Origin of the sequence: Methylobacterium brachythecii (assembly GCF_014196345.1) — a bacterium.
In the GTDB taxonomy this organism is placed as follows: domain Bacteria; phylum Pseudomonadota; class Alphaproteobacteria; order Rhizobiales; family Beijerinckiaceae; genus Methylobacterium; species Methylobacterium brachythecii.
Map to the genome: position 1 here is coordinate 1 of NZ_JACIDN010000003.1, position 25,415 is coordinate 25,415.

General features: G+C 64.1%; 32 protein-coding genes. 19 read left to right on the plus strand and 13 right to left on the minus strand.

What is annotated here, in order from left to right:
- Positions 1-172: fasciclin domain-containing protein (locus tag GGR33_RS07630; RefSeq protein ID WP_183503634.1), on the plus strand; the 172-nt coding region annotated here is incomplete at its 5' end.
- Between the two features lie 301 nt (positions 173-473).
- Positions 474-704 (plus strand): hypothetical protein, encoded by a 231-nt coding sequence (locus tag GGR33_RS07635; RefSeq protein WP_183505132.1) that lies wholly within the window; start codon positions 474-476, stop codon positions 702-704.
- A gap of 783 nt (positions 705-1,487) precedes the next feature.
- On the opposite strand, the gene GGR33_RS26515 is transcribed toward GGR33_RS07635, so the two are convergent.
- From GGR33_RS26515 to GGR33_RS07645, 3 genes are all read right to left on the minus strand, one after another.
- Entirely contained in the window at positions 1,488-1,739 is a 252-nt protein-coding gene (locus GGR33_RS26515; RefSeq protein WP_425488755.1) for a DUF6894 family protein, read from the minus strand.
- 1,274 nt (positions 1,740-3,013) lie between these two features.
- Positions 3,014-3,286 (minus strand): hypothetical protein, encoded by a 273-nt coding sequence (locus tag GGR33_RS07640; protein ID WP_183503636.1) that lies wholly within the window; start codon positions 3,284-3,286, stop codon positions 3,014-3,016.
- Complete coding sequence (locus tag GGR33_RS07645; RefSeq protein WP_183503638.1) at positions 3,270-3,479, minus strand: hypothetical protein; 210 nt, start codon at positions 3,477-3,479, stop codon at positions 3,270-3,272. The genes GGR33_RS07640 and GGR33_RS07645 overlap by 17 nt, the downstream gene beginning before the upstream one ends.
- A gap of 691 nt (positions 3,480-4,170) precedes the next feature.
- Between GGR33_RS07645 and GGR33_RS07650 the strand changes: the two genes are divergently transcribed.
- Positions 4,171-4,407: a hypothetical protein gene (locus GGR33_RS07650; RefSeq protein ID WP_183503640.1), complete on the plus strand. Its 237-nt coding sequence runs from the start codon at positions 4,171-4,173 to the stop codon at positions 4,405-4,407.
- Between the two features lie 618 nt (positions 4,408-5,025).
- Here the strand turns inward: GGR33_RS07650 and GGR33_RS07655 are convergent.
- Positions 5,026-5,277: a hypothetical protein gene (locus GGR33_RS07655; RefSeq protein WP_183503642.1), complete on the minus strand. Its 252-nt coding sequence runs from the start codon at positions 5,275-5,277 to the stop codon at positions 5,026-5,028.
- Positions 5,278-5,375: 98 nt separating this feature from the next.
- Here GGR33_RS07655 and GGR33_RS07660 point away from each other — a divergent pair, with 98 nt between their 5' ends.
- Both GGR33_RS07660 and GGR33_RS07665 read left to right on the plus strand, forming a co-directional pair.
- Positions 5,376-5,831: a LexA family protein gene (locus GGR33_RS07660; protein WP_183503644.1), complete on the plus strand. Its 456-nt coding sequence runs from the start codon at positions 5,376-5,378 to the stop codon at positions 5,829-5,831.
- Entirely contained in the window at positions 5,828-6,085 is a 258-nt protein-coding gene (locus tag GGR33_RS07665) for a hypothetical protein (protein WP_183505134.1), read from the plus strand. The genes GGR33_RS07660 and GGR33_RS07665 overlap by 4 nt, the downstream gene beginning before the upstream one ends.
- Positions 6,086-6,496: 411 nt before the next feature.
- On the opposite strand, the gene GGR33_RS07670 is transcribed toward GGR33_RS07665, so the two are convergent.
- A complete protein-coding gene (locus GGR33_RS07670) occupies positions 6,497-7,543 on the minus strand; it encodes an IS110 family RNA-guided transposase (RefSeq protein ID WP_183503647.1) in 1,047 nt (348 codons plus the stop codon).
- A 49-nt stretch (positions 7,544-7,592) separates the two neighbouring features.
- Here GGR33_RS07670 and GGR33_RS07675 point away from each other — a divergent pair, with 49 nt between their 5' ends.
- A complete protein-coding gene (locus tag GGR33_RS07675; RefSeq protein ID WP_183503649.1) occupies positions 7,593-8,840 on the plus strand; it encodes a Y-family DNA polymerase in 1,248 nt (415 codons plus the stop codon).
- Here GGR33_RS07675 and GGR33_RS07680 read toward each other — a convergent pair.
- Positions 8,837-9,061 carry a hypothetical protein gene (locus GGR33_RS07680; protein WP_183503652.1) on the minus strand — a complete coding sequence of 75 codons (225 nt, stop codon included), beginning with the start codon at positions 9,059-9,061 and terminating at the stop codon, positions 8,837-8,839. The two genes, GGR33_RS07675 and GGR33_RS07680, sit on opposite strands and share 4 nt — an antisense overlap.
- Positions 9,062-9,090: 29 nt before the next feature.
- Positions 9,091-9,282, minus strand: coding sequence for a hypothetical protein (locus tag GGR33_RS07685; RefSeq protein WP_183503656.1), 192 nt, complete (start codon positions 9,280-9,282; stop codon positions 9,091-9,093).
- Positions 9,283-9,375: 93 nt separating this feature from the next.
- Between GGR33_RS07685 and GGR33_RS07690 the strand changes: the two genes are divergently transcribed.
- Together GGR33_RS07690 and GGR33_RS07695 are read left to right on the plus strand one after the other, a co-directional pair.
- Positions 9,376-9,564: a ribosome modulation factor gene (locus GGR33_RS07690; protein ID WP_183503659.1), complete on the plus strand. Its 189-nt coding sequence runs from the start codon at positions 9,376-9,378 to the stop codon at positions 9,562-9,564.
- Positions 9,565-9,589: 25 nt separating this feature from the next.
- Positions 9,590-10,252 carry an SOS response-associated peptidase gene (locus GGR33_RS07695; RefSeq protein WP_183503662.1) on the plus strand — a complete coding sequence of 221 codons (663 nt, stop codon included), beginning with the start codon at positions 9,590-9,592 and terminating at the stop codon, positions 10,250-10,252.
- 42 nt (positions 10,253-10,294) lie between these two features.
- On the opposite strand, the gene GGR33_RS07700 is transcribed toward GGR33_RS07695, so the two are convergent.
- The 3 genes from GGR33_RS07700 to GGR33_RS07710 form a co-directional block, all read right to left on the minus strand.
- Positions 10,295-10,462 (minus strand): hypothetical protein, encoded by a 168-nt coding sequence (locus tag GGR33_RS07700; RefSeq protein WP_183503664.1) that lies wholly within the window; start codon positions 10,460-10,462, stop codon positions 10,295-10,297.
- A gap of 333 nt (positions 10,463-10,795) precedes the next feature.
- A complete protein-coding gene (locus GGR33_RS07705; RefSeq protein ID WP_183503666.1) occupies positions 10,796-11,026 on the minus strand; it encodes a DUF6894 family protein in 231 nt (76 codons plus the stop codon).
- 328 nt (positions 11,027-11,354) lie between these two features.
- A complete protein-coding gene (locus GGR33_RS07710) occupies positions 11,355-11,519 on the minus strand; it encodes a hypothetical protein (protein ID WP_183503669.1) in 165 nt (54 codons plus the stop codon).
- A gap of 425 nt (positions 11,520-11,944) precedes the next feature.
- Here GGR33_RS07710 and GGR33_RS07715 point away from each other — a divergent pair, with 425 nt between their 5' ends.
- Positions 11,945-12,145, plus strand: coding sequence for a hypothetical protein (locus tag GGR33_RS07715; RefSeq protein ID WP_183503671.1), 201 nt, complete (start codon positions 11,945-11,947; stop codon positions 12,143-12,145).
- 35 nt (positions 12,146-12,180) lie between these two features.
- On the opposite strand, the gene GGR33_RS07720 is transcribed toward GGR33_RS07715, so the two are convergent.
- The 3 genes from GGR33_RS07720 to GGR33_RS07730 all read right to left on the minus strand — a co-directional run bounded on the left by GGR33_RS07720 (position 12,181) and on the right by GGR33_RS07730 (position 15,302).
- Entirely contained in the window at positions 12,181-12,864 is a 684-nt protein-coding gene (locus GGR33_RS07720) for a hypothetical protein (RefSeq protein ID WP_183503673.1), read from the minus strand.
- Between the two features lie 3 nt (positions 12,865-12,867).
- Positions 12,868-13,266, minus strand: coding sequence for a hypothetical protein (locus GGR33_RS07725; RefSeq protein WP_183503676.1), 399 nt, complete (start codon positions 13,264-13,266; stop codon positions 12,868-12,870).
- A gap of 71 nt (positions 13,267-13,337) precedes the next feature.
- Positions 13,338-15,302 carry a DNA cytosine methyltransferase gene (locus GGR33_RS07730; protein ID WP_183503678.1) on the minus strand — a complete coding sequence of 655 codons (1,965 nt, stop codon included), beginning with the start codon at positions 15,300-15,302 and terminating at the stop codon, positions 13,338-13,340.
- A gap of 220 nt (positions 15,303-15,522) precedes the next feature.
- Between GGR33_RS07730 and GGR33_RS07735 the strand changes: the two genes are divergently transcribed.
- From GGR33_RS07735 to GGR33_RS07780, 10 genes are all read left to right on the plus strand, one after another.
- On the plus strand, positions 15,523-16,122 hold the full coding sequence (locus GGR33_RS07735) for a cysteine hydrolase family protein (protein ID WP_183503681.1): 600 nt from the start codon (positions 15,523-15,525) through the stop codon (positions 16,120-16,122).
- A gap of 82 nt (positions 16,123-16,204) precedes the next feature.
- Positions 16,205-17,965 (plus strand): ubiquinone-dependent pyruvate dehydrogenase, encoded by a 1,761-nt coding sequence (poxB, locus tag GGR33_RS07740; protein ID WP_183503684.1) that lies wholly within the window; start codon positions 16,205-16,207, stop codon positions 17,963-17,965.
- Between the two features lie 115 nt (positions 17,966-18,080).
- Positions 18,081-18,824, plus strand: coding sequence for a (Fe-S)-binding protein (locus GGR33_RS07745; protein ID WP_183503687.1), 744 nt, complete (start codon positions 18,081-18,083; stop codon positions 18,822-18,824).
- Positions 18,821-20,386, plus strand: coding sequence for a lactate utilization protein B (locus GGR33_RS07750; protein WP_183503690.1), 1,566 nt, complete (start codon positions 18,821-18,823; stop codon positions 20,384-20,386). The genes GGR33_RS07745 and GGR33_RS07750 overlap by 4 nt, the downstream gene beginning before the upstream one ends.
- Positions 20,383-20,973, plus strand: a complete 591-nt coding sequence (locus GGR33_RS07755; RefSeq protein ID WP_183503693.1) for a LutC/YkgG family protein — start codon at positions 20,383-20,385, stop codon at positions 20,971-20,973. Before GGR33_RS07750 ends, GGR33_RS07755 begins: the two co-directional genes overlap by 4 nt.
- A gap of 67 nt (positions 20,974-21,040) precedes the next feature.
- Positions 21,041-22,423 (plus strand): ethanolamine ammonia-lyase subunit EutB, encoded by a 1,383-nt coding sequence (locus GGR33_RS07760; RefSeq protein ID WP_183503696.1) that lies wholly within the window; start codon positions 21,041-21,043, stop codon positions 22,421-22,423.
- Positions 22,420-23,199 (plus strand): ethanolamine ammonia-lyase subunit EutC, encoded by a 780-nt coding sequence (gene eutC / locus GGR33_RS07765; protein ID WP_183503698.1) that lies wholly within the window; start codon positions 22,420-22,422, stop codon positions 23,197-23,199. The genes GGR33_RS07760 and eutC overlap by 4 nt, the downstream gene beginning before the upstream one ends.
- 119 nt (positions 23,200-23,318) lie before the next feature.
- Positions 23,319-23,696: a YcxB family protein gene (locus tag GGR33_RS07770; RefSeq protein ID WP_183503701.1), complete on the plus strand. Its 378-nt coding sequence runs from the start codon at positions 23,319-23,321 to the stop codon at positions 23,694-23,696.
- 90 nt (positions 23,697-23,786) lie between these two features.
- A complete protein-coding gene (locus tag GGR33_RS07775) occupies positions 23,787-23,954 on the plus strand; it encodes a hypothetical protein (protein ID WP_183503703.1) in 168 nt (55 codons plus the stop codon).
- 5 nt (positions 23,955-23,959) lie between these two features.
- The gene (locus GGR33_RS07780) at positions 23,960-25,345 is read left to right on the plus strand and encodes a dihydrolipoyl dehydrogenase (protein WP_183503705.1); all 1,386 of its coding nucleotides are present in this window, start codon (positions 23,960-23,962) and stop codon (positions 25,343-25,345) included.
- Positions 25,346-25,415 lie beyond the last annotated feature (70 nt).

Sequence of the window (25,415 nt, forward strand, 5' to 3'; positions counted from 1 at the left end):
CGGCGGACAGGCTACGCTCAAGACCGCCCAAGGCGAGCCCCTCACCGTCACCACCAAAGGCAAGAAGGTCTTGCTGACCGACGCCAAAGGCGGCATGGCCGTGGTCACGACCGCAAACGTGATGCAGTCAAACGGCGTAATCCACGTCATCAACGGTGTTCTACAGCCCTAAGGCTTTCTCACTCTCAATTATATGAACTGGTGCGGCGGAACGATCCGAAACCTTATCTAACCCACACCGTTAGCTGAGCGGATCTTCCACTCCAGCTTGAGGCGGCCCGGGTTCCGGTCCACCTCCTGGTTTCGGGAGCGTTTGATTCATCAAGCAGCCCGGCTGCAGAGCCCGCATCGGCCATCTGGCGTTTCACGGTGCTGGCTTTGTTGCGTCTGGCGCGACGCTTGCGACCACCTCAGCTTCCTCCCTGGGTACCTTGGCCCGCCCAGCGAAAGCCGGGCGGGCTTTTTCTGGTTTGATGCGTTGGCTTCTGCCGCCACGGGATGGCTGGCTGATCAGGCAGGAGCAACAAGTGGGCGACGTCGTCTCGAAGGACATCTACGAGGAAGGCAAGCGGGCGAAGGCAAACGGCACGTCGGACCAGGGCAATCCCTATCGGGCCGGCTCGCAGGAGAGCCTCGACTGGTTGGAGGGCTACACAGCCGGCGAGGCGGAGCCGAGCGCCACGGGTCCGGACACTGATCCGTGAGCCCATGAGGCCTGACGAAAAAAGTTTCAGCCCGCCCGGTTCGCCGTGGCGGGCTTTTTCGTTCCGCCTTCGGTTGCGTGACAAGTAATCGGGATGAAGGAATCGGCGGCCGCTATCCCTGCAATTCGAGACCTAAAACTCACTTCGCGCCAAGGACCGCGGAGATTTCAAATTACTTATTTTGATTGCATTCGCGATATGCCGCTTGATTATTTTAACGGGGTGATATTTGATATATTAGTCAATTGAAGGTATTTAATGTTATGGGTCTCTCACCATTATTGAACGATGTGCTGATGGCGCATATGTGCCCATCATGTGGGAAAAACAATAAAAAGCTAGGAAAATCTTTCAAAACGCTGTCATCTTATTCTTGCAAGCACTGCGCATCAAAAATTAGCATTCGGTACGAAGAAAAACTCAGTCTATTTTTAGCTCATAAGCATCTTGCTATAATTTGAACATGTATCGATGGAACTAATTGAGGTGGGCTGACGATTAATTTAGGTAATCCACTTAGCTGCTGCCTGAACGCTTTCGCCTTTAAGATGTCCAACTGTATCAAAAGCCGTCATTCGAATGGGTGGCCGCATAAGGCTTAATCTTAATCCGGCGACCCTACTTCGCCCGGCTCCGCGATCGCCAGCACGTTCCCTCCGGCATCCGTCAGAATTGAAACTGACTCACCCCGCCTGTCGCGAAACTCCTCCGCTCTTTCGCCAGATGGGCTTCGACGAACCCTGGCAGCGTGACCGGGATACAGCGCCGTGCCTCGTCGCAACTCTACGGCTCACGGGGACTTTTCGGCGACTCGATGTTGAAGGCCATTCGAACCGTCATTACGACTGTGTTCGGGGAACTGCGGATGACCACTACCACAGCCCCACCGCTGCTGCCCATCATGCTGGGCCTCGTTGCAAAAGACCCAGCGATCCGCACGGCTTCCATCTTCGCCGCCTCGAGATCCGGTAGCCTCTGGCCCACACTGTCCGTGACGTGGATGCCATCGTGAATGTCAAAAAAGAAGTAAGGCACGCTTCAGCTCCGGCCATCCGGCGGGAGCACGCTTTGCTCTCAGTCATCGACGCCGAGGACCAGCCGATGATGTCTCGGCATAGGCGCAAAAGCTCAGATTTTCTGTAACGTATGTTGGATTTCTAACCAAACTGAAACTGGCACCTGGGTTACGTCTTTCAGGAACACAAATTTTTCGAGCTTTTTCAAGCTGACTCACTACCGGGTTTCGCGTTGCTTGAGAGGTCGGTAGAGTGGCCGGACGTGGCTCGCGAGCCATAGCCGACCCGCTCGATCCCTCGTATCGCCACCACCATGCAAGCCGATCTCCCGACCGAGGTCGCCGCGTCGTGATACGCGCTCTGCGTCAACGCGCGCGGCGATCCCGATTGATGCCACAAAGCCGGGTTTCATTGAGACGGCGGCGCATGCCGCTCCAACCTCGAAACTGAGCCCGTCCGGCTTGCTGCGGCGGGTTTCTTTTTGCCAGTGAACATTCGGCCGCGCGGCCGGTTCTCCAAATGGTGGTGTTCCAGCATCCCTCCCTTAGATCGCGACTTGGCCCGCCCGGCGAAAGCTGGAGCGGGCTTTTCCGTGTCGTGCGGCTTGTAGGAGACATCTACGCAGCGCGGCGGGGGGTATGCTGGTGGGACGGTAGAGCCAAGCCCGATCAGGCCGAGCCGTTCCTACAAAGCCCGCCGGTTCGCCGAGCGGGCTTTTTGCTGCGTCTGAACCATCGCTCTCATGTCAGGTTCACCAGTCCTGGGCCCGGCTCATTCCTGTGAGCCCCCGGCTTCAAGGCCCGCCCGGGACCGTCCCCTGAGCGGTCTTTGTCGTGTCTCGCCTTCAATCATTCGGAACACCCGCAAAGGCGACCAGTTTGCAGAACGTCACGCTCAGGTGATGTGCCAAGTGAGATCGATATGAGTCAGCGCGAAACAGGAACTGGAGCGCGACAGGGCGAAAAGGGAAGACCCACGCTCGTAGCGCTGGTTATCGGCCTCGTCGTTGCCGTTGCGATTGGCGCGGTGATCCTCTCCTACCAGGGCTCTAAGTCGCCCTCCGACCCTTCAAGTCAGAGCGTGCAGGGTTCCGCGTCCGGTCCAACCGGCTCGAATGGTGCAGGTCCTGGCGAGCGCCCAGCGAACTAAACTAGTCCCTCTCGGTAGCAACCGAAGCCATAGGCTCGCTGCCCCATCTCCCGTGCTCGGGAGCGTTTCATTCAGCACGTAGCCCGGCGGCAGAGCCCGCCCGGCCATCCGGCGTTTCACGGGCGGACTTTGTTGCGCCTGGCATCAGCCAGGAAACACTTCGTCGAGACCTTGTGCGTCGTTGCTCATATGGTCATTGGTGGGCCGCCCGCGCGGTTCGGCCAAATCCTCGACGAAGGCCAGCGGTGGCCACATCGGGTGGCCGTCGTACTCGTCGAAGCCAAGTAGTCGAGCGCATAGGTCGGCGAAGCGGCGCTTTTGTTCGTCTGGAGTTGGCTCGCGGTCCATTACGCTCGACGTCGATGCTCGAGTTTTCGTTCCGTATGGCCCGGCGAACGATCTACGAAGAAACTTCATCGTTCCAGTTTACGATGCGATACGGGAGGCCATCGAGCTTCGTTGCAAGAAGAGCGTGCAGATCGTCCGTGAGGTCTCGGACCTTAACCGTGACCCAGTCCGTGCCGCCAACGACGACGTAGCGACCCGGCATGCCCATCTGAGCCATCAACCGGTTTGCAGCTTCTTGCCGATCCACAGCGTCGCTCGTCATCGATGGTGCTCCTACCGGCGCTGGTAGGCCTGCAATCGCTCGTCCGGCTCCGGTGTTCCGCCGGCCGATCGGTTCGATGCGCCTGAACCATCGCTCGCATCTTGGGTTCACCATGCCTGGGTCCGTCTCACCCTCCTGTGAGATCCAGCTTCAGAGCCCGCCCGGCTGAACTCCCCGGTGCGGGCTTTGTTGTGTCTGCGCTGAACTAGACGACGAGCACCGCGTTGCCGCTCGCAACAAGGAGTTTGTCATGCTCACGGGTGGTCTTTTGTGGCTCATCGGAATTCCGATTCCGGTCATTATCTTGGTCTGGCTCTTCTTCCTGCGCGGCCGCTAGGCGCATCAAGCTCGATATGCCGGTAGACTGTGAAATCTGGCTCGACGAAAAAACAGAGGTTGGTCGTTGCACTTTCGACCAGCTACCTCGCGCCGGTGACACCATATAGCTTCCAAGCGGCGAGGGTCACGCCTACCGGCACTTCCGCGTCGACAGCGTTACGCATCGAGCATCCGGGGAGACTTTGAGCGCCGCAACCTACCTTTTCGTATCCAAAGACGGCTGAGCGACCCGTTGGCTACGCTCCATCTCTAATTTTAGCCCGCCAGGTTCGCCGAGCGGGCTTTTTCATATCTGCTGAACTATCGATGCGAGCACGGGTTAGGTGGGCACTCGCACTTTTTAGGATCACCTATGAAAAAGCTCACGATCGCCGCTTGCGCCGCGGCACTGTCATCGCTGGTCATGGCCCAAATGACGGCCCCTGCGGATGCCCGCAGCCGCCACAAGCGCATGACCACCACCAAGAGTATGAGCCAGAGCAACACAGGCGGACGCGGCGCCTCGTCATCGGCAGCCGGCGGCAATTCGGCTTCGCCCTCCCAGCCGGGCGCTCGTGGAAGCGGCGGTGGCGGCAGCAACTCGAACTGAGCTGCGATCAATCAAGCTGACCCCGGCCAGCACCCGCTGAGCCGGGCTTTTTCGTGCGCCCTGAACCGACCTGCTCCACACGCGGTTTGCCTACTTTCTCCGGAGCGAGCCGATGTCCGAGACCCAAATCAGATGCGAGTGCGGAGCGATTTACCAGCGGGTCGAGGACGAGCAGGCTCTTGACGAGAAGGGCAGCTTCGAATGCGGGCTCTGCGGCAAGGAGATCGAGTCCTGGTACACTAATCGCTGGCCGAGGTTCGTCTTACTGGAGAAGCCAGGGCCATCGCCTTCGGCATAGCAATCCAGCGTTGCGTGGAGTTCGTAGCTGCTCGCTTTCGTAAGCGGCGGCCTATCCCTAGAAACCGAGGATGAAAGACCCACAGCCACCTCAGTGTCAGGCCATACTCACTAAAAAGCAGGCTTCCGTCGTGAGGGGTGGCGTCCGAGTCCACGTGCCGAAGGTGATCAAGAGCCGGTGCACACAGTGGGCGCGTGAGCACGGCCTGTGCTTCATCCACGCGAAGATGCAGCGTGAGGGGAAGCAGATCGAGCGTGCTGAGGACTAACCTCAATCCCGATCCGGTGCCTTCACCTCGTGTGGCCCAGCGTTCGCAGCCCTCAGCCAGCGAGGTTCTCAGCAAAATCATCCGGCACGTCGCCGAATTGACCCAGGATTGTCGCGCTCTCGAGTTCGCCTGTCTTGTCGTCCGCCATGACGCGGATCGCGGCGGTGCCGGGAATGCGCTTGGCCATCGCCTCGGCCTTCTTCAGAGCGCCGCTCTCAGTCGGTGCCGTTTCACGGTCTCCCGGCACCAGCCGTTTCCGCTTGATCACGAAGCTCTGGACGAGGTGTGTCGTCTTGATCGCCATGGCGAGAAACCGTTGTCCACAAGCGCGGTCGGTCGCGTTGACCGATCGTCAGCCGTCTGTCTGTTCTCTATGTGTTCCGCTTCGCATGGGAGAACAAGGTGCACGTCGTCACGGTCGACCAACTTCCCGTGGATGGCCTCGGCTCGGTCTCCGTTCCTTTTCTGGGGCAGTCGGTTTGCGCCGGCTTTCCGTCTCCGGCCGATGACTTCCTGGAAGAGGCGCTGGGCCTGCCACGCTGGCTGGTGCCGAATCCGCCGGCCGCCTTCCTATGGCGGGTCGCGGGCTGGTCGGTGGTCGGCGCCGGGATCCACGATGGAGACATCGTCGTGGTCGATCGCAGCGTCGAGCCGAAGCAAGACGACATCGTGCTTGCCATCATCGACGGCGCCGCATCGCTGAAGCGCTACCGACTCGACGGCAATCGGGCTGTCCTCGCCTTCGACAATCCCGAGTTGCCGGCAGCCGCCATCGAGGACATCAGCGAGGCCGCGATCTGGGGCGTCGTAACCGTCACTCTTCGCCTGAATCGGCCACTGGTCCGACTACGGCGGTGAGCCGCGCCATCGCGCTGATCGACGGCAACAGCTTCTACTGCTCCTGCGAACGCGTCTTCGACGGCAAGCTGGCCGACGTTCCCGTGATCGTGCTGAGCAATAATGATGGCTTCTGTAATCGGGCCCTCTCCGTCAAGCCTTGTTTTATGCCTCTCCTTGTCGTGGAGGTAAGCGCTGAGTTCAGATTTTACCTGTCTGATGGCCCATACAAAGACATAGTAAAACTGTTGTACCGAATGCGTCTTCCCGGCTGATGATACGCGCTCTTTGTATAGAGCGGAGTTCTAGAATCTCCTCCGTCGCGCACCACGAAAAAGTCGATCATCATCAATCGCCGAGAGCCTTTTTGCTTCCAGCGTCGTAGGACTAGCTTGCGATACGCTCCACTGCTTGGATGCTTTATCTTTTCTGCCTGACTTCTCCGAAACTGGTGTTTCGTTAGCCTCATCCTGTTCGTCTCACGGGGCTCCTGGCTTCTGTCCGTAGTCGGCACGGTGGCCGCCACATGATCGCGTTCCGATGAGAGGCGAGCCTATATGCGACAGCGGACTTGACCCAGGGGCCAGCACAGCCGTCATTCCGGCTTCATCTCCCGCCCGTCCCCGTGAGGACGACCCGATGAGGTCGAGCGTACCCGACCTCGATCCCTGCAAACCGTGAGATGTCTACGCGGCGGTGGCGGCCGGAGCCTCGACCGCACTGAAGCGGAAGGTCGTGCCGTCCACCCACATCCGATGCATTACCACCGCCATCTTGCGAGCCAGCGCCACGGTCGCGCGCTTGTTGCCCTGTCGCTGTGCCACCTTCGTCGCCCACGCCTTCAGCCCGGACCACTTCTTGACACGGTGCAGCATGACGTGTGCCGCCTCGAACAGCGCGGCGCGCGCCTCCGTATCGCCCGTCTTGGTGATCCTCCCGTTCCGGTCGATCTCGCCGGATTGATGCTTGCGCGGCACCAATCCGAGGATCGCCCCGACCGAGCGCGACTTGGCGAACCGGGCCGGGTTCTCAATGGCCGCAATGAAGGACAGGCTAACCACCGCGCCGACGCCTGGCACCGTCATCAGTCTGCGGCAGACCGAGTGCTCGCGGGCGATCTCCAGCACCATGCGGTTGAGTCGGTCGAGCGAGAGCAGCATCGCCGCGTGCGCCTGCAATAGCACGTCGAGGATGGCAGCCACGCGTGGCAGGTCGGCCGTCAGCTCGCGCACCCGCTCCGAGAAGGTCCGGCGCTTGGCCGTGCCGAGCTTGATCCCGAACAGACAGAGTGAACCACGAATCTGGTTCTCGACGTCGCCGATCTTCAGCACCAGCGTTTTGCGGCTGGTCAGCAAGGTCCTCAACTCCATCGTCCGACGTGCCTTCACGTGGACTTGCCGGAACCAGCCTGTGCGCAGCATTTGCGCAAGGCCGCGTGCGTCATTGCGGTCGGTCTCGTGGGTCATCGCGACCATCGCGGCGCGGGCGTGACGCGCGTCCATGCAGACGACATTGGGCACGCCGAGTTCGGTCATCTCCTCAAAGAGCCAGCCTGCAAGCGCGCCGGTCTCCAGGCCGACACGGGTCAGCGGTAGACCGAGTGCGTCGAGCCATGTGGCCAGCGCCTCTGGCTCGCTCGCGACCTTGGCCTCCCGGACGATCTTCCCGTCTTCATCGACGACGCACACCGAGGTCTCGGCCAGCGAGACATCGAGACCGGCATAGTAGCGCATGAGCCTGCTCCCGGATGATCGGTCGCGGGCTCTGATCCCGGCAGACCGGATGGCACCTCAGGCAGCTTGCCACGATCCGCGACGTGGGGAAGGCTGGCGACGGCCCGATTACCCGATCTGCGCCATCGCCCGCACCGCTGAGGCCAAGGCGCTCGGGATCAAGATGGGCGACCCCTACTTCAAGATCCGCGAGCTCTGCCGATCAAAGGGCGTGCGCGTATTCTCCTCGAACTACACGCTCTATGGAGACATGTCGGCGCGCATTAACGCGATCTATCGAGACGCTGCCCCGAGGGTCGAGGTCTACTCGATCGACGAGAGCTTTCTCGACCTGTCCGATGTGCGTGAGGGCGAGCGCGTCGGCCTCGCTCGCGACATTCGCTCGACGGTCCGCGCCTGGACCGGCATCCCGACCTGCGTTGGCATCGGCCCGACGAAGACGCTGGCGAAACTCGCCAATCACATCGCCAAGTCGGTCGCCGAGCTTGGCGGTGTCTGCGATCTCACCGACCCGACAACCTACGATTTCTGGCTGCCCCGTATCCACGTCGGCGAGCTGTGGGGCGTCGGCCGAGCATCACTCGCAAAGCTCGAGGCGATGGGCGTCGACTCGGTCGCCGACCTACGCGACCTCGACACCCGTTCGGTGCGCAAGGCGCTGACCGTCGTCGGCGAACGCATGATTCACGAACTGCGCGGCCAGTCCTGCCTTTCCCTCGAAGCGCTGCCTGCAGTGCGGAAGGGCTGCGCGGTGACGCGTTCGTTCGGTAACCGCGTGGAAGATCGGGCGCGGCTAGAGCAGGCCGTGGCCACTCACGCAACGCGACTGGGCGAAAAGCTACGACGCGAAGGTCTCGGCACCGACCACGTCACGGTTTTCTTCCATACCTCGGAGCACGATCGGGACAGCCCACAGCGCTCAGTCTCCACGGTCGTGACGCTCCCGGAAGCCTCGAACGACACGATGGCGCTGATCAAAGCGGCGCTGCATGGCGTCGCGCGGACCTGGCGACCGCAGGGTGATCCGCCCTGGCGCTACAGCAAGGCCGGCGTGATCACCGTCGACTTGGTGCCACTAGAGAAGAGCCAGCGCGCTCTCATCGGCCAACTCGACCGTGAGCACGGCGCGGCGCTGATGGCGGCGATGGATACCTGCAATGCTCGCTTCGGCCGCGGCGCCGTCGTCCCGGCGCGGGCTGGGCTGGAACGGGCACGTGCTGGCTGGTCGACGAAGTTCGAGATGCGGACGCCGCACTACACGACGCAGATCGACGAACTACCGGTCGCAACCGCCTAGGCTGAATCGCTTTCGTCCAGGTTAGGTGGAAGCCGGCGCCTGATCTCCATCATCACCGGGCCGTGCTCGCTGTCTTCCCAGACTGCAGCGAGCCCGACATGCGCGAGTTCAAGATCGACTTGCCGAGCTTGGCGCTCCGGCGAATAGATACGATTGATGCGGTCGAGCGCTTCCTGCGGGAGGTAGGTCGCGAGAACGTCGATGGGGATTCGATCAGTCATGACGCCGCTTGGTGCTTACCGGGCGCCGATCACTCGCACTCACCCTTGGCTTCGACCTCGGGCGGACACTCGACGGGCTTGAGAAAGCCTTGCTGAGTCAGCCAGTCCCCAAGGATCGCGTTCACGGCTTCGTTCTGACTTTGCTTCGGCTCCTGGGCGGCAATGAAGCGGTCGATCGCTTCGTTGATTTCAGGGGTCAGGGTGACGGTGTTCGCGGCCATGAGGTTCTCCTGCGCGATCAACGGGAGATGTCCCCGCTCCGATCCATGCGAACTCTCGCGGCAGCTACGGGTTTTCAGGCAGGAGGCAATGAAATGGCCGAAAAGCTGGATCCGAACCGCGTGATCGAACTTACGCGGGAGGGAACCCGCGTTCGAGCGTCCGGTCGACCTAAGGACGCCTGCCCCTACCCACTCGACTCGCCAGAACGCATCGCATGGATGGAGGGCTTCGACGGCGAGCAAGCGGATCAAGCACCCGATCTGCCGATGGACCAAATCTGAAGCCAGCCAGAGGCAGACTACCGGAATGTGCGGACGCTTTACCCAATATCCGACCTGGGCTCAGGTTCACGAGGCGATGAGCATCATCGGCCCGCGGCGAAACCTGCGCGCCCGCTACAACATCGCTCCAACCACGACCGTCGAGGCGGTTCGTCAGGGCGAGGAAGGACGCGAGATCGTTCCGATGCGCTGGGGGCTCGTCCCAATGTGGTGGAAGAAGCCGCTAAAGAGCGTGCCGGCGACCTTCAACGCCCGCGCCGAGACCGTGGCCGAGAAGCCCATGTTCCGCGACGCGTTCAAGAAGCGGCGGTGCATCATCCCTGCGAGCGGTTTCTACGAATGGACCGGCGAGAAGGGTGACAAGCAGCCGCATCTCTTCACTGCGGCCGACGATGCCCCCGTATTGGCGATCGCAGGCCTATGGGACCGTTGGAGCGACCCGGATGGCGAGCAAATGCTCTCCTGCACGATGGTCGTCACAGAGCCGTCGGATTGGATGGAGCCCTATCACGACCGCATGCCGGTGATCCTCGACGGCAAGCAGATCGACGCTTGGCTCGACGGCTCGGCCGGCACCGAGATCCTGAAACCAGCTGAGGAGAGCGCGCTAAAGGAATTCCCGGTCTCGAAGCGCGTCAACAAGGTCGGTAATGACGATGACCCGACCTTGATTGAGGAAGCCGCCTAAGGCCGAGGCGATCAGAGAATACCGAAACGTTACTCGGCCAGCTTATTGTTCCTCCGCGGCAACAGCCAGAACCGCGGCAATTGCATTCTGCAGTTCCGCGATTTGTCGAAGCGTAGGAGCAGCTGGAATTATATTCAGCTCGGCCGCTTCCATAATTAGCTCGCGCTGACGAGCTTTCAGGCGTGCGAGAAGGACTTCGAGCTTTTCCATGGTGGTCACCTAGAGGCGACCAAGTCCTCTGCCAAGGCGCAATTGTCCGGAGTTGGGTAGCAAATTTACTACCGCGCCTAACGGTCATCAAATGTTAGAAAAACTACCTTCGCCGAAAAAATTCTGCTTGGGGGTAGTCGGTCCCGAGATAAGTTCTAAATCCTGGAACGCCGATAACTGACCCGGCAGGGGTATGGATGGCCGAGAAGCAAGACGTCACTGAGTTGGTGGGTGAGCTTTTCCGGGAGGCGAGAGAGAAGCTTGGACCGAATGCCAGCTTCCGCCTGCGTGTCCTGCTCGACATGGCCTTGGTTGAGCTTGATAGAGAGGCCGCTACAGCTCCTCGACCTGACAAACCAGCCGAACCTTCAGTGGAGTAACGCCGGCTGCATCCCGCACGGTGAGAACGAGGGTAGTTTCCCTAGCGTCGTCTGCCTCTGCCGCCATGAGTGCTGTCACCACCTTCAGGGCCTCCGCCCGCAGGATCGAGCCGCTTTCAAGGTCTCGCCCAATTTCGTCGCGCAGGTCGACCCCGTCATGCACGTCGAAGAAGTATCGGGGCATTGAAGCTGTCCTATATGGCGAGACGGAGCCCCCGTTCGTCTTGTTATTATCCTGGAAAATAGTGAAATATTAGGGGCAGACTACCCGCGTTTTTCGCCGAGCAGCGATACAAAGGATCGATAGTTCCATCCGCCACCTTCGTCAGCGCCCGCGCCACGGCCTTCCCGAGCGCAATGGCGTCCTCCTTGATGAGGCACCTTCGAACCGACCGCCGCACTTGGTCTCCTTCGTCGTAGCAGATCGAGCACACCGACGCGCTCTCCGAGTCGCTAATGGCGAAGGACTCGCCCGTTGGCCGGATGCGAAGCGACAGGGCGAAGGTCGAGGGTCACCGCTTCCGCTTCTCAGCCAGCGCTTTGATCGCGGCCACATAGAGATCGATGCTCGACGGTGGCACAAAGAACCCCGTCCCGCGGTAGCTCTCCGCGCGCTGGGCGATATTCTCCAAGTCGGCAGCAGTGTAGTCGGCGGGGTTCTTCAGGGACTCGGCCATGCCTCAAGCTACCACAATCCGATCGCCCTTGATGTCCAGTAGGCCATCGGCAAAACGCTCGCTCCGACCAGAAAGCTGGCGAGAAGCGTGAAGATCACGGTGCGGAGAGGGGTCGGGGATTCGGCCATGGCGATGCCTACCACCAATCGGCCAGCCATCCGATCAGGTAGACAACGAATGCCACTCCCGCCCAGACGCCCAATGCCGGGAGAACGATAGTCCAGCGGGGCTCGTGAGACTCGGCCATGACCCAGGTTATGCGGGATCGGGCGGGGAGGGGAGAGTGGCGCGCGAAAACGCAGACAAAGCCCGCTTTGTGTGCGTAAGCGCACAATAAACGTTCATTTCGTCTACAATATGCGCCAACACAGGCCCGCGCGGTGGCGATTCCCTCCCGGCGCCAGGCAGAGTTGGAGACTGTATCGATGACTGGTCGTATCGCTTTCTTCGCCGTGGCCGTGAGCCTAATGGCCGGCGCCGCTCAGGCGCAGTCGGTCCCGAACGTGCAGGGACAGCCCGCCTCGGACTTTTTCACCTCGTCGCACTCCGTCAGCCGGCGCGACGTGCCGGTGACGGGTTCGGTCACGACTCCTGTGCGCCGGAGCATCAAGCGCTCAGCGCGCTGATCGGCGCCACGCGCGCTTCAGTCCGTCGCCCATCTTCACTTCCCTCCCTGCGCGGGGGAGGGGAGCGGGGTGGCGTCAATGTTCGAGCGGATGACGGAAAACGAAACGGCGGCGACCCATGGATTGGCAGCCCAGGCGTCGGGGCCGTTAATCAAGCCCCACAGCTCGCGGAAGGCCTCGCGCGGTGTCGCGTAGCGCCAACCTTCGCGCTGCCACGTCCAGCGGTCATGCGAAGAACCATCGCCGACCGAGCCGCGCTCGTAGATGCCTTCCGCTTCTGAGTCGGCCTGGCTGATGTCCTGAAGCCGCTGCACGCGAATATCAGCGACGAGGAGCGTCAGGCGAGACGCCCAGCGAGGCATGTGGATGGAGGGGCGCCAGCGCGAGATCTCGCCATCGACCGTGCCCTGATCGGCTCGGTAGAAGCCCTTCTCGGCAAACGCTCTCGTGCCCGGATCGTTGTGGGTCAGAGCGTCCAGTGGTGCCCATGCCTCGCGGACGTAGAGACGATCGCCGACGACCCAGCGGTGAAGGCGGAGGAGTTCGGCATCGCTGATGCTGATCCTGCCGCCAATGCACCCACGAGCGTTCCAGTACGGCCGTCCATCAGTCACAAACGGGTAGGGCTGCGGCTTCAGGATACGCCTCGTCTGCGTTTTCCGACCGGCGAGCAGAGCCGAGATCATCGGCGCCGAGAAGATGAGGGGACGATCCGTCATCGCTCACCGCCCCCGTGCTTGTGCGGGGGAGGGGACGGCATCGGGAAGCTCGAAGCGAAGGCGCCGAAGCTTCAGCCGCATCGCACCCGAGTTCCTGACGACCGGACCAGTGTTACCGTCAATGCGGCCGCAGCCCTCGGTATCGGGATCGGTCGCAAGCGCTTCGATGTCCTCGCACCGAACGGCGAAGCGCTCCCCGACCCCAACGTGGTCCCTGAGCTTTTCCAGATAGCGGCGGCACGTGTGATAGCTGCCGCTCTTGATGATCTCCGACTCGGTGTAGCGGCCCGCCCATGGCAGGGGGTACGCGTACCCTGCGCTGTCTGGGCGCCAGAGCGTGATGTACGGGTTCTTCGTCCACTCGCGGCGAAGGTCGACGACGAAATAGAGCTGCTCACCCACGGCTCACCCCCTCTCGCTGGTTGATGACCGCGCGGGAAGGGGTGGGGGAGCCTGCTGGATCTCCATGGCCATCACTCCGCTGCGAACATTGGCATGGGCTCCAGCTCGCGCCGGCGCTCGGGCACGTGCACCTGGTCCTCGCGGTAATTCGGTAGGACAAGCGCTTCGGACATCTGCGGGCACACGCTGTTGCCGCACATCCGACCCTGCTGTTCGAGGGTCAGCGGCTGGATCGTGCCGTCTTCGAGCTCGCCACGATCGATGACGTAGTCGGTGCGGAACCCCTGAGCCGAGAAGCGCTCGCGCGGCGTCAGCATCCGCATGCCGATGTCGACGATGGCGTAGCGCTGGCCCTCGATCGTCACCGTGACGACGCCGTGCCGGGGTTTGGTGGTAACGGTATGCAGCGGCTCGCCGGCGGTCTGTCCGTCGAGTTCGGAGCCGTAGTAGGTCTGCAAAAAGGCGTAGACGGCAGCTGCGTGGTTGCCTCCGCTTGTCGCGGTCGGCGCCGGTGCATCGATGGGGCCGCCGCGGCGATCCGAGCCCCGCAAGTTGAGCATGTGGCTGGCGACGACGGTCTGGTGGCCGCCGCCAGACGTGATGGTCGAGATGGGCTCGCGCACGTCACTCCCGGCTTTGATGCCGGCGCCGCGCTCGGTGTTGTGCTGAGCGAGGAAAGCCGCGACGACGCCAGCCTTGCCCGCGCCTCCGGCGGTGATCGTGCCGACGGGCTCCTCAGCAGCCGAACCTACCGAAGCGCCGAACTGACGCGTCATGTGGATCGCTGCGAGGCTGCCCTCGTTGCCGGTTGGCACGATGACGGGTGCGGGTTGATCAACGGCACGAGCTCGCGGCTCTTGGCCGGCGCGCTCGCCGTACCGAGGCACCAAGATCCCCGACACGAGGCCGAGAGGCGCCGCGCCGCCACCGTGCGTGTCGCTCGAATGCGAGGTGACGGTGTTCACCGGCTCGTCGATGCCGCGTCCGACCGACCCGGTGTTGAATTCGGTGATGAAGGGCGCGACGACCGCGTTCTGATCCTTCGGGCTCGCGGTGATCGTGTGCAGTGGATCGGATGGGTCCCGGCTGGCACCGCCCTGCTGGCCGTAGCTGACGAACGGTGCGACCAGAGCATCCCCGCCGTAGTGCGTCGCCGTCGGCATCGGCTCGTCGAGTCCACGGTCGCGCCGGCCCCCACTGTCACCGTGGTTGACGCGCACGAGGAACGGCTTCGCCGCAGTGATGACGTAGCGCCACGTGCCCTTGGCGATCCGGGCCATCGTCGCCTCGGCGAGCGGGCGCTTCGAGGCGGTGCCGTGCTTCGCCTTGATCTCGGTGGACGTCTCGAAGATCGACGGACACGGAAGCGACCAGTCGATAATCTCGGCGGCGGTCCGCCATGGCTTCAGCCGGCCGGACAACACGCCTTCCGAGGTCGGGGCGCCATGCGTCGGCTCCGGCCACACGATCGGCTTGCCATCGCGGCGAGCGACGAGGAACAAGCGCTTCCGTATCGTCGGCGCGCCATAGTCGCAGGCCCGCAGCTCGCGCCACTCGACCGCGTAGCCCATGGCGTGGAAGGCCGCGACGAAGGACCGGAAGGTTGCGCCGCGCTGGAGAGGACACGGCTTGCCGTCATCGAGGAGGGGACCCCATTCCTGAAACTCCTCGACGTTCTCCAGGAAGACGACGCGCGGACGCTGCGCCTTCGGCAGGCTCTTGATCCAGCGCACGCCGACCCACGCGAGGCCGCGGATCTCCTTCTCGCGGGGCTTGCCGCCCTTCGCCTTTGAGAAGTGCTTGCAGTCGGGGCTCATCCAGAGAAGCCCGACCGAACGGCCGGCGCACAGTGAGCGCGCGTCGACGTTCCAGACGTCTTCCTCGATGTGATGCGTATCCGGATGGTTGATCCGGTGCATTGCGAGCGCGAGGCGATCGTGGTTCAGCGCATAGTCGGGGTCACGGCCGATCGCGGCACGGATGCCCTCTGATGCGCCACCGCCGCCGGCGAAGCTGTCGATGATCAGCGGGTGCATCCAGCGCCTCCCGAGGTCGAGAGGGCAGGGGCCGACGGCGTTCCGACAAATCCAAAAAACCCAACAAACTCAATGTTGGGGTAAACCGTGAAACTGTCGGAATGCGCTTTGCGCTTGCTCAGCGCGCAGATGACTTCTAAGCGGCAGGTCGAAGGTTCGAGCCCTTCCGGGGTCGCCATTGCCCCAAGTCATTGCAGACAAACGATAGAGAGCTTGGCCAATGTCGGATCTCAAGACGCTGCGCGATGTCTCCGGCCTCAGCCCGAGACCGGCTCCGCTGCGCGATTCCGCGCTGATCATGATCGACCTGCAGAACACCTATCGCGAAGGGCTGATGCAACTCTCGGGCGTCGAGCCTGCCATCGCCGAGGCCAAGGCGCTGCTGGAGCGGGCGCGCAAAGCGGGCATCCCGATCTTCCATGTGCGCCACAATGCCGGGGCCGGCTCGCCCTACGACGTCGAAGCACGGATCGGGCAGATCAGCGACGAGGTCGCACCGCAGGGCGACGAGCCTGTGATCACCAAGGGCTATCCGAGCTCCTTCGTCGGCACCGATCTGCAGGCGCAGCTTGAGAAGGCCGGAGCGAAGAACCTGATCCTCGCCGGCTTCATGACGCATATGTGCGTGAACTCGACGGCGCGCGGCGCCTTCAACCTCGGCTTCTCGCCGACCGTGGTGGCCGAGGCCACCGCGACGCGCGATCTGCCCTCTGCCGATGGTTCGGTGGTGAGGGCCGAGGCGCTGCAGTCTGCGAGCCTCGCCGCACTCGGCGATCTCTTCGCCGTGGTCACGCGCCGGCAGTCCGACGTCCCGGATTGAGGTTCGCGCCCTTCGCATTGCTGCAGCGCGGAACACGGCGCCGCTTCAACGGTTCAGGCTCCACGCAGCAGGAGCCGGACCGATGGCCATCACGAACGTTGCCGACCTTTTCGTCGAAACCCTCGTCCAGGCCGGCATCGAGCGCGTCTACGGCCTCGTCGGCGACAGCCTGAATGCGATCACGGAATCGATCCGTACCCGCGAGAGCATCGACTGGGTCCATGTCCGCCACGAGGAGGTCGCGGCTTTCGCGGCCGGCGCCGAGAGCCAGATCACCGGAAAGCTCGCCGTCTGTGCCGGATCTTGCGGGCCGGGCAATCTCCACCTGATCAACGGCCTGTTCGATTGCCACCGCTCGCGCACGCCAGTGCTCGCCATTGCAGCTCACATCCCCTCGGCCGAGATTGGCTCGGGCTACTTCCAGGAGACGCATCCGGAAAACCTGTTCCGCGAGTGCAGCCACTATTGCGAACTGGTCTCGGACGCGTCCCAGCTTCCTCAGGTCATTGAGGCCGCGATCCGAGCCGCCGTCGGCCAGAGCGGCGTCGCCGTCATCGTCATCCCTGGCGACGTTGCCATGGCCGAGGCGCCCTCGCGCGGCATCGCACCGAATGCCGGGCTGATCCCGCGCAAGCCCGTGGTGCGCCCGGCCGAGCCTGATCTCGACGCGCTCGCCGAGCTGCTGAACGGCTCCTCGCGCGTCACCCTGCTGTGCGGGCGCGGCTGCGCCGGAGTGCATGGCGACCTGCTGCGCCTCGCCGAGACCCTGAAGAGCCCGATCGTTCATGCGCTGGGCGGCAAGGAATTCGTCGAATACGACAACCCCTACGATGTCGGCATGACCGGACTGATCGGCTTCTCGTCCGGCTACGCGGCGATGATGAGCTGCGACGTGCTGCTGATGCTCGGCACGGATTTTCCGTACCGGCAGTTCTATCCGGGCAATGCCCGGATCGCGCAGGTCGACATCCGGCCCGAGAATCTCGGGCGGCGCTGCAAGCTCGACCTCGGCCTCGTCGGCGATGTCGGTGCCACGATCGATGCCCTGCTGCCGAAGCTGCGCACCAAGACCGACCGCGCCTTCCTCGACGACAGCCTCAAGCACTACGAGAAGGCCCGCGAGGGGCTCGACGAACTCGCGACGGCGAAGCCCGCGCGTGGCTGGCTCGGCCTGAAGCGCGGCAAGCCGGTGATCCATCCGCAATACGTGGCGAAGGTCATCAGCGAGACGGCGGCGGACGATGCCGTGTTCACGGTGGATGTCGGCACGCCGACGATCTGGGCCGCGCGCTACCTCAAGATGAACGGCCGGCGCCGGTTGCTCGGCTCCTTCGTGCACGGCTCGATGGCCAACGCCATGTGCCAGGCGATCGGTGTGCAGGCCTCGCATCCGAACCGTCAGGTGGTCTCGCTCTCTGGCGACGGCGGCTTCACCATGCTGATGGGTGACCTACTGACGCTGCGCCAGGAGAAGCTGCCGGCGAAGATCGTGATCTTCAACAATGGCTCGCTCGGCTTTGTCGAGATGGAGATGAAGGCGGCCGGCTATCTTGAGACGGGCGTGAGCCTCGAGAACCCGGACTTCGCCGCGATGGCGCGGGCCGTCGGCATCCACGGCATACGGGTCGAGGACCCGTCGGAATTGGCCTCGGCGGCTGCGGACGTGCTCGGCCATGACGGGCCGGCCCTGCTCGACGTGGTGGTCGCCCGCAACGAGCTCTCCATGCCCCCGAAAATCGCCGGCCAGCAGGTGAAAGGGTTCAGCCTCTACGTCCTGCGCGCGGTGATGAGCGGCCGCGGCGATTCCGTTCTCGATCTCGCCAAGACGAACCTGCTGCGATAGATCGCTCAGGTTACAAAGGTTCCAGTCTGCGAACCTCGCCCGTCATTCCGGGGCCGCGCAGCGGAACCCGGAATGACCGCGCTAAGACGTTCGCGGTCATCGAGTCGGAAAACCCATGCGCGTCGGGCTGTTCGTCCCCTGTTACGTCGATGCCTTCGAGCCCGAGGTCGGCATCGCCACGCTGGAGTTGCTGGAGCGCTTCGGCCTCAAGGTCGAATATCCCTACGACCAGACCTGCTGCGGCCAGCCGATGACCAATACCGGCTGCCACGCCGAGGCCGCTGCTACCGAAGCGCTGTTCGTGAAGAACTTTTCGGGGTTCGACTACATCGTCGCGCCGTCAGGCAGCTGCGTGCATCAGGTCCGCGAGCATCTAACCGCGATCCCGCAAACGGAGGAGGTGAAGGCGGTGCGCAGTCGGACCTTCGAGCTCGTCGAATTCCTGCACGATGTCCTGAAGATCGAAGAATTGCCCTGGGCGGAATTCCCGCACCGGGTCGCCTATCACAACAACTGCAACTCGCTGCGCGGCATCCATCACGCACGGCCCTCGGAGCTGAACAAGCCGTTCTTCTCCAAGCCCCTCGACCTCCTGAAGAAGGTGAAGGGTATCGAGATCGTCGACCTCGCCCGGCCCGACGAGTGCTGCGGCTTCGGCGGCACCTTCTCCGTGTTCGAGCCGGCCGTCTCGGCCAAGATGGGCTACGACAAGGTCACCGATCAGTCGAAGGCCGGTGCTGATTACGTCGTCTCCGCCGATTCCTCCTGCCTGATGCACCAGAAGGGCTGCGCCGAGCGTCTCGGACTGCCGACGAAGTATATCCACATCGCGCAAGTGCTGAACGGAGCCGCCGCATGAGCGCCGAAGGCATGAACCCACAAAAGGACCCGCTCCACCCGCAGGTCCAACCGCCCACCGACGAGAGCGCCCGCGGCCAGGACGGCCAGCGCTTGCAGCATGCCGAGGGTGCCTCGAAGCCCGTGCGCGCACCCGCCGCCCGCGAGGCCCAGCCCCGCGGCGCCAAGATCCGCGGCGACCGGCCGATCGATCAGGCCGAGGCGGCCGAGCGCTTTATCGCCGCGCCTTTGCACCAGGCCGCGCACGATGCCCGGCTCTGGGACGTGCGCAAGAAGCGCGATGCCGCCACCCAGGCGATCCCGGAATGGGAGGAACTCCGCGAACTCGCCTCGCAGATCAAGACCCACACGTTGGCCAACCTCGATACCTACCTCGAACAGTTCGAGGCGGCGGCGAAGGCGAATGGCGTCCATGTCCACTGGGCGGCGGACGGGGCCGAGCACAACCGCATCGTCCACGGCATCCTGCGCGATCACGGCGCCAAGACGCTGATCAAGTCGAAGTCGATGCTCACCGAGGAGTGCGGCTTCCGCCACTACATGGCGGCCAACGGCATCGACATCATCGAGACCGATCTCGGCGAGCGCATCCAGCAACTCGACGACGAGGAGCCGAGCCACGTCGTGATGCCGGCGGTCCACAAGACCCGGATCGACGTCGCCGAGGTCTTCGCCCGCACGCTGGGCACCGACCCGACCAACGACGACGCGCATTACCTCGCCGAGAGTCAGCGCGTGACGACGCGCCCGCTCATCCTGCAGGCCGATGCCGGCATGACCGGCTGCAACTTCGCCATCGCCGAAACCGGCACCGTCGTCACCTGCACCAACGAGGGCAATGCCGACCTCTCCGGCAACGTCCCGAAGCTTCAGATTCACTCTATCGGCATCGAGAAGTTGATCCCGCGGATCGAGCATCTCGGCGTGTTCATCCGGGTGCTCGCGCGCTCGGCGCTCGGCTCGACCATCACCCAATACACCTCGCATTTCCGCGCGCCCCGCAAGGGCACCGAGATGCACATGGTGCTCGTCGATAACGGCCGCTCGGCCCGGCTCGGGATGGAGGAATTCTGGACCTCGCTGAAGTGCATCCGCTGCGGCGCCTGCATGAACACCTGCCCGGTCTACCGGCGCTCGGGCGGGCTCTCCTACGGCGCGACCTATTCGGGGCCGATCGGACTGATCATCGACCCGACCTTCAACAAGCGAAAGTATTCGACGCTGCCGTTCTCCTCGACGATGAACGGCTCCTGCACCAACGTCTGCCCGGTGAAGATCAACATTCACGAGCAGATTTTTGCCTGGCGCAAGGTGCTGGCCGAGGAGCACCAGATCCCGCTGCTCAAGCAGGGCATGATGAAGGCGGCCGGCGCCGTGCTCAGCCGCCCGGCCGCCTACCGCGCCGCGATCGGCGCCGCGGATTCCGCTCTCAAGGCGCTGCCCCGCTTCGCCGTCTACAACCCGGCGAACACCTGGGGGAAGAAGCGCGAGATGCCCGAGACCCCGAAGCAGAGCTTCCACGCCTGGTACAAGCAGAACCGCATGAAGGGCGGCGCGAAATGACAAGCCGCGAAGCGACGCTCGCCGCCATCCGGGCGAACCGGCCGAAGGGCGATTTCCCGCTGCCGCCGATCCCGGCCTTCACGCCGCTGGTCGGCGAGGATCTCGTCGCCGAGTTCGGCGAGCGGCTGAAGCGCATGGGCGGCCGCATCGAGCCGGTGGCCGAGGGCAGCGACCCGCTGGCCGGCATCCGCGAGCGACTTGCCGGCGCCAAGGTCGTGGCCTCGGCGGTGCCCGAGGTCACCGGCAACCGAGACCTCACGATGGTCGCCAAACCCGGCGACCTCGAAGACGTCGACATCGCCGTGGTGCGCGCGGTCTTCGGGATCGCAGAATCGGGCTCCGTGCTGTTCACGGAAGGAGAGCTGATCGTGAACTCGGTCGCGTATCTCGCCCAGCATCTCATCGTGCTGCTCGACCCGACCGACCTCGTCGACACGGTGCAGTCGGCCTATCGCCGGCCGGAATTCGCGAGTTCAGCCTATGCCGTGCTGCATACCGGGCCGTCGGCGACCGCGGATATCGAGGGCGTGCTCATCCACGGTGCACAGGGCGTGCGCTCGCTGACGGTGGTGATGCTGCCGCGCTGAGGCGGCCAGGCTCGACAGCTGGCCCAATCCTGGCATCCTGCCGGCCGATGACATCAGGAGACACCGGATGGCTTTTCGCCATGTCGTCGGCCCGCGTACCCATGTCTTCGGCGACCTCGCCACACTCCTGGCCAAGGCGACGCCTGTGCGCTCCGGCGACCGGTTGGCCGGCCTCGCGGCGGAGTCGGCGGAAGAGGCCATGGCGGCGCGCTGGTGCCTCGCCGAGGTGCCGCTGTCGCAGATTCTCGCGCAGCCGCTGATCCCATACGAGGACGACGACGTCACGCGGCTGATCCTCGACACGCACGATCAGGCTGCCTTCGCCGAGATCGCCCACCTCACCGTCGGCGATTTTCGCGAGTTCCTGCTCACGGCCTCGTCGGGGACGCTCGCTCGCATCGCTCCGGCCGTGACGCCGGAGATCGCGGCAGCGGTCTCCAAGATCATGCGCAATCAGGATTTGATCCTCGTCGCCCGCAAATGCCGGGTCGTCACGAAGTTCCGCAACACGATCGGCCTGCCCGGCACCCTGGCGGTCCGGTTGCAGCCGAACCATCCCACCGACGATCCGAAGGGTATCACCGCCTCGATCCTCGACGGCCTCTCCTATGGCTGCGGCGATGCGGTGATCGGCATCAACCCGGCCTCGGATTCGATCCGAACGTTGTCCGACCTGCTGCGCCTACTCGACGACGTGATCCAGCGTCTCGCCATCCCGACGCAGTCCTGCGTGCTGACGCACGTCACCACGACGCTCGACGCGATGAATCGCGGCCTCCCGGTGGATCTCGTCTTCCAGTCGATCGCAGGCACGCAGGCCGCCAATGCGAGTTTCGGCGTCACGCTGCCGCTCCTCAAGGAGGCGCACGAGGCGGCCTTGGCGTTGAAACGCGGGCCGCTCGGCGACAACGTCATGTATTTCGAGACCGGGCAGGGTTCGGCCCTCTCGGCCGACGCGCATCACGGCATCGACCAGCAGACGCTGGAGGCGCGGGCCTATGCGGTCGCCCGCGTCTACAGGCCGCTTCTGGTCAACACCGTCGTCGGCTTCATCGGCCCCGAATATCTCTATGACGGCAAGGAGATCATAAGGGCGGGACTGGAGGACCATTTCTGCGGCAAGCTCATGGGCGTGCCGCTCGGCGTGGACGTCTGCTACACAAACCATGCCGAGGCCGATCAGGACGACATGGACACCCTGCTGACGCTGCTCGGTGCGGCCGGCTGCACCTACATCATGGGCGTGCCGGGCGCCGACGACGTCATGCTGAACTACCAATCCACGTCGTTCCATGACGCGCTCTATGTCCGCGAAGTTCTCGGCCTCAGGCGCGCGCCCGAATTCGAAACCTGGCTCGAACGCATCGGTCTGACGGACGGGGAGGGCGCCCTGCTTCCCGGCGATGCGGCCACCGCCTTGCTCACTGCTGCGCCGGATCTCGCCGCGTGAGCGAGGACGATCTCTGGAAAAGGCTCTCGCGGCTGACGCCGGCCCGCATCGGCCTCGGCCGCGCCGGGGCGGGCTTGCCGACGCGAGAGGTGCTGAGCTTCGGCCTCGCCCATGCCCAGGCGCGCGACGCCGTGCATGCGCCCCTCGATGCCGACGCGATCGTGTCCGCCATCGAGAGACTGGGGTTCGCCTCGCTCACGGTGGCATCCCATGCCGTCGATCGCGCGACTTATCTGCGCCGCCCGGATCATGGCCGCCGGTTATCGGAGGAGAGCGAGGCCGCGCTGAGGCAGTCCGTGAGCGAGCCCGTCGACCTCGCCGTCGTCGTCGCGGATGGTCTCTCCGCTCGCGCCGTCCACGAGGGCGCCGCTCCGATGCTCGCGGCGCTGAAGCCGCTCGTCGAAAAGTCCGGCTGGAGCCTTGCTCCGATCGTGGTGGCGCTGCAGGCGCGGGTCGCGCTCGGCGACGCCGTCGGTGCGCTCTTGAAGGCGCGGGCGGTCGTTGTGCTGATCGGGGAGCGGCCGGGCCTATCTTCGCCCGACAGCCTCGGGCTCTACCTCACCTTCGGTCCTCGACCGGGGCGATCAGATGCCGAGCGCAACTGCATCTCGAACGTTCGCCCGGCCGGGCTTTCGCACGAACTGGCGGCGAACAAGCTGCACTGGCTGATCGCGCAGGCTCTCACGCGCGGTCTGACGGGCGTGAACCTCAAGGACGAGAGCGACGCGTTGCTGGCCGCTCCCGAGACGCATGCCGAACTCGACGGCCCCCGTTGATAGGGCCGCCCTACCGCTTCGAGGTGCGGTACGACGAAACGATCGTCCGTCAGGCGGCCTGGCAGTTCGCCCGTCGTCGGCTTGGGGGCCGATGGGGGGTGTGGTGCCTCGTTCTCCTCGTGAGCGCGGTCCACGTCGTCCTGATCGTCCATTCCGGGGAATGGACCTTCGTCAGTGCGGTCTTGGCTGCCCTGTGGATCATCCTGATCGGCCTCTCCCTCGCCGGTTGGCTGATGCATCGGCAGGCGGCGATGCGAAAGCTGAAGGCCCTCGACGCTATGCGGGCGAGCCTCGCCTTCGAGGAATCCGGCGTCACGATGACGTCCCCATTGGGCTCGACCCATCTCGTCTGGGCGGCTCTGGAGCAGGTCAGGGTCCACGAACGGTTCTGGATCGTGGCCACGGCAGCCAACTCCTATTTCACGCTTCCCCTCGAGGGAGCACCGCCCGCGGCCTTGGACTTCGCCCGTGCCAAGCTCGGCGGGCGCCTGTCGTAGCTTTCGGTCGGCGGTGAATGCGCGAACCGCCGCAGGAACGTTCGAAGGGGCGCCGGGTTGGCCGACGACCGGGCAACGGAACGAGCGCTCATGGATATCGTCATCATCGTCGGCATCGCCGTCGTCCCCGACAATCTCTTCGAGGTCGACATCGAAGGTCGGCGCGACATCACGGCCGTCGTCCAGATGGCATCCGGCGACATCGCTGCCTCCATGATGGACCTCATCGTCGCCACCGCCATGACCAAGGCCGCCTAATGCCGATGCGGGACATCACCTGTGACGTCGCGGTGATCGGGGCCGGCACAGCGGGCATTGCCGCGCACCGGGCTGCGCTCGATGCCGGCGTGCGATCGGTACTGATCGAGCAGGGGCCGGGCGGAACGACCTGCGCCCGGGTCGGCTGCATGCCGTCGAAACTCCTGATCACGGCGGCCCATGCAGCGCAGGCGGCGCGTGAGGTGCAGGTGTTCGGCGTCCATGTCGGGGCCGTCCGGATCGAAGGCCGCGAGGTCCTACAGCGGGTTCGGCGAGAGCGCGACCGTTTCGTCGCCAGTGTGTTCGAGGGGCTGGATCGATTGCCGGCAGAGAGCCGGATCACGGGCCGAGCCGTATTCGAGGGAGACGGGTGCCTGCGCATCGACGAGGCGACCCGTCTGCACTTCAAGGCGGCCGTGATCGCCACTGGGTCGAGCCCGAGCGTGCCGGAACCGCTGAGCGGCCTCGGCGACCGGCTGCTCACCACCGACACGATCTTCGAGATGGCCGATCTTCCCCGGTCCATCGCGATCCTCGGCGCCGGCGCAATCGGGCTGGAACTCGCCCAGGCGTTGTCTCGCCTCGGCGTCGAGACCACCGTGATCGAGCCGGGCGCGGTGGCCGGCGGGCTCCGGGATCCCGTCCTAGCGAGCGCCGCCATCGAGATTTTCGGAGAACACATCACATTGCGTCTAGGCGCCCGGGTCGACCGTGCGGAGGCGGTGCAGGGTGGCGCGGTGCTGCACTGGTCGCAAGAAGACGGCGAGAGCGGATCGGGCCGGTTCGAGCGGGTTCTGGCCGCTGCGGGCCGGCCGCCGAATCTGCGCGGGATCGGGCTCGATACGACTCGTCTGCGCCTTGATGAGGCCGGGATGCCGGCTTTCGACCGGTCCTCGCTACTTTGTGAAGGCGCGCCGATCCTGATCGCGGGCGACGCGAACGCGGAGCGGCCCGTCCTGCACGAGGCTAGCCGACAGGGCGGCCTCGCGGGGCGGAACGCGGCTGCGATCGCACGTTCGGAGAGCGCCAAGATCGAGCAGCCGCGGCACTGGGTGAACCTCGCCATCGTCTTCACCGATCCGCAGATCGCCGCAATCGGCGAACTCGACGACGATGCGATCGTCGGAAAAGCCGACTTCGGCGATCAGGGTCGTGCGCGGGTGATGGGCCGCAATCAGGGTGGCCTGCGCCTCTACGCGGACCGGGCCGGCCGGCTCCTGGGGGCAGAGATGCTGGGGCCCGAGATCGAGCATCTCGCGCACATTCTTGCCTTCGCGATCCAGGACGGACAGGCGGCTCAGGCATTGTCGGACAGGCCGTTCTACCACCCGACTCTCGAAGAGGGGCTGAGGTCCGCACTGTCTGATATCATACGCCAAGTCACGGGCTGAGCACGATATTTTGCTGCGACGTCTACACCGCAGATGTCGAACCGTGGCGTTCCGAGGATTGCGCCTGGGG

Bases quoted from the DNA above. Each gene is read 5' to 3' on its own strand.
- GGR33_RS07635 (WP_183505132.1), top strand. From the start codon at position 474: ATGCGTTGGCTTCTGCCGCCACGGGATGGCTGGCTGATCAGGCAGGAG.
- GGR33_RS07640 (WP_183503636.1), bottom strand. From the start codon at position 3,286: ATGAAGTTTCTTCGTAGATCGTTCGCCGGGCCATACGGAACGAAAACT.
- GGR33_RS07645 (WP_183503638.1), bottom strand. From the start codon at position 3,479: ATGACGAGCGACGCTGTGGATCGGCAAGAAGCTGCAAACCGGTTGATG.
- GGR33_RS07650 (WP_183503640.1), top strand. From the start codon at position 4,171: ATGAAAAAGCTCACGATCGCCGCTTGCGCCGCGGCACTGTCATCGCTG.
- GGR33_RS07655 (WP_183503642.1), bottom strand. From the start codon at position 5,277: ATGGCGATCAAGACGACACACCTCGTCCAGAGCTTCGTGATCAAGCGG.
- GGR33_RS07670 (WP_183503647.1), bottom strand. From the start codon at position 7,543: ATGCGCTACTATGCCGGTCTCGATGTCTCGCTGGCCGAGACCTCGGTG.
- GGR33_RS07675 (WP_183503649.1), top strand. From the start codon at position 7,593: ATGGCACCTCAGGCAGCTTGCCACGATCCGCGACGTGGGGAAGGCTGG.
- GGR33_RS07680 (WP_183503652.1), bottom strand. From the start codon at position 9,061: ATGACTGATCGAATCCCCATCGACGTTCTCGCGACCTACCTCCCGCAG.
- GGR33_RS07685 (WP_183503656.1), bottom strand. From the start codon at position 9,282: ATGGCCGCGAACACCGTCACCCTGACCCCTGAAATCAACGAAGCGATC.
- GGR33_RS07690 (WP_183503659.1), top strand. From the start codon at position 9,376: ATGGCCGAAAAGCTGGATCCGAACCGCGTGATCGAACTTACGCGGGAG.
- GGR33_RS07695 (WP_183503662.1), top strand. From the start codon at position 9,590: ATGTGCGGACGCTTTACCCAATATCCGACCTGGGCTCAGGTTCACGAG.
- GGR33_RS07700 (WP_183503664.1), bottom strand. From the start codon at position 10,462: ATGGAAAAGCTCGAAGTCCTTCTCGCACGCCTGAAAGCTCGTCAGCGC.
- GGR33_RS07705 (WP_183503666.1), bottom strand. From the start codon at position 11,026: ATGCCCCGATACTTCTTCGACGTGCATGACGGGGTCGACCTGCGCGAC.
- GGR33_RS07710 (WP_183503669.1), bottom strand. From the start codon at position 11,519: ATGGCCGAGTCCCTGAAGAACCCCGCCGACTACACTGCTGCCGACTTG.
- GGR33_RS07715 (WP_183503671.1), top strand. From the start codon at position 11,945: ATGACTGGTCGTATCGCTTTCTTCGCCGTGGCCGTGAGCCTAATGGCC.
- GGR33_RS07720 (WP_183503673.1), bottom strand. From the start codon at position 12,864: ATGACGGATCGTCCCCTCATCTTCTCGGCGCCGATGATCTCGGCTCTG.
- GGR33_RS07730 (WP_183503678.1), bottom strand. From the start codon at position 15,302: ATGCACCCGCTGATCATCGACAGCTTCGCCGGCGGCGGTGGCGCATCA.
- GGR33_RS07735 (WP_183503681.1), top strand. From the start codon at position 15,523: ATGTCGGATCTCAAGACGCTGCGCGATGTCTCCGGCCTCAGCCCGAGA.
- poxB (WP_183503684.1), top strand. From the start codon at position 16,205: ATGGCCATCACGAACGTTGCCGACCTTTTCGTCGAAACCCTCGTCCAG.
- GGR33_RS07745 (WP_183503687.1), top strand. From the start codon at position 18,081: ATGCGCGTCGGGCTGTTCGTCCCCTGTTACGTCGATGCCTTCGAGCCC.
- GGR33_RS07750 (WP_183503690.1), top strand. From the start codon at position 18,821: ATGAGCGCCGAAGGCATGAACCCACAAAAGGACCCGCTCCACCCGCAG.
- GGR33_RS07755 (WP_183503693.1), top strand. From the start codon at position 20,383: ATGACAAGCCGCGAAGCGACGCTCGCCGCCATCCGGGCGAACCGGCCG.
- GGR33_RS07760 (WP_183503696.1), top strand. From the start codon at position 21,041: ATGGCTTTTCGCCATGTCGTCGGCCCGCGTACCCATGTCTTCGGCGAC.
- GGR33_RS07775 (WP_183503703.1), top strand. From the start codon at position 23,787: ATGGATATCGTCATCATCGTCGGCATCGCCGTCGTCCCCGACAATCTC.
- GGR33_RS07780 (WP_183503705.1), top strand. From the start codon at position 23,960: ATGCGGGACATCACCTGTGACGTCGCGGTGATCGGGGCCGGCACAGCG.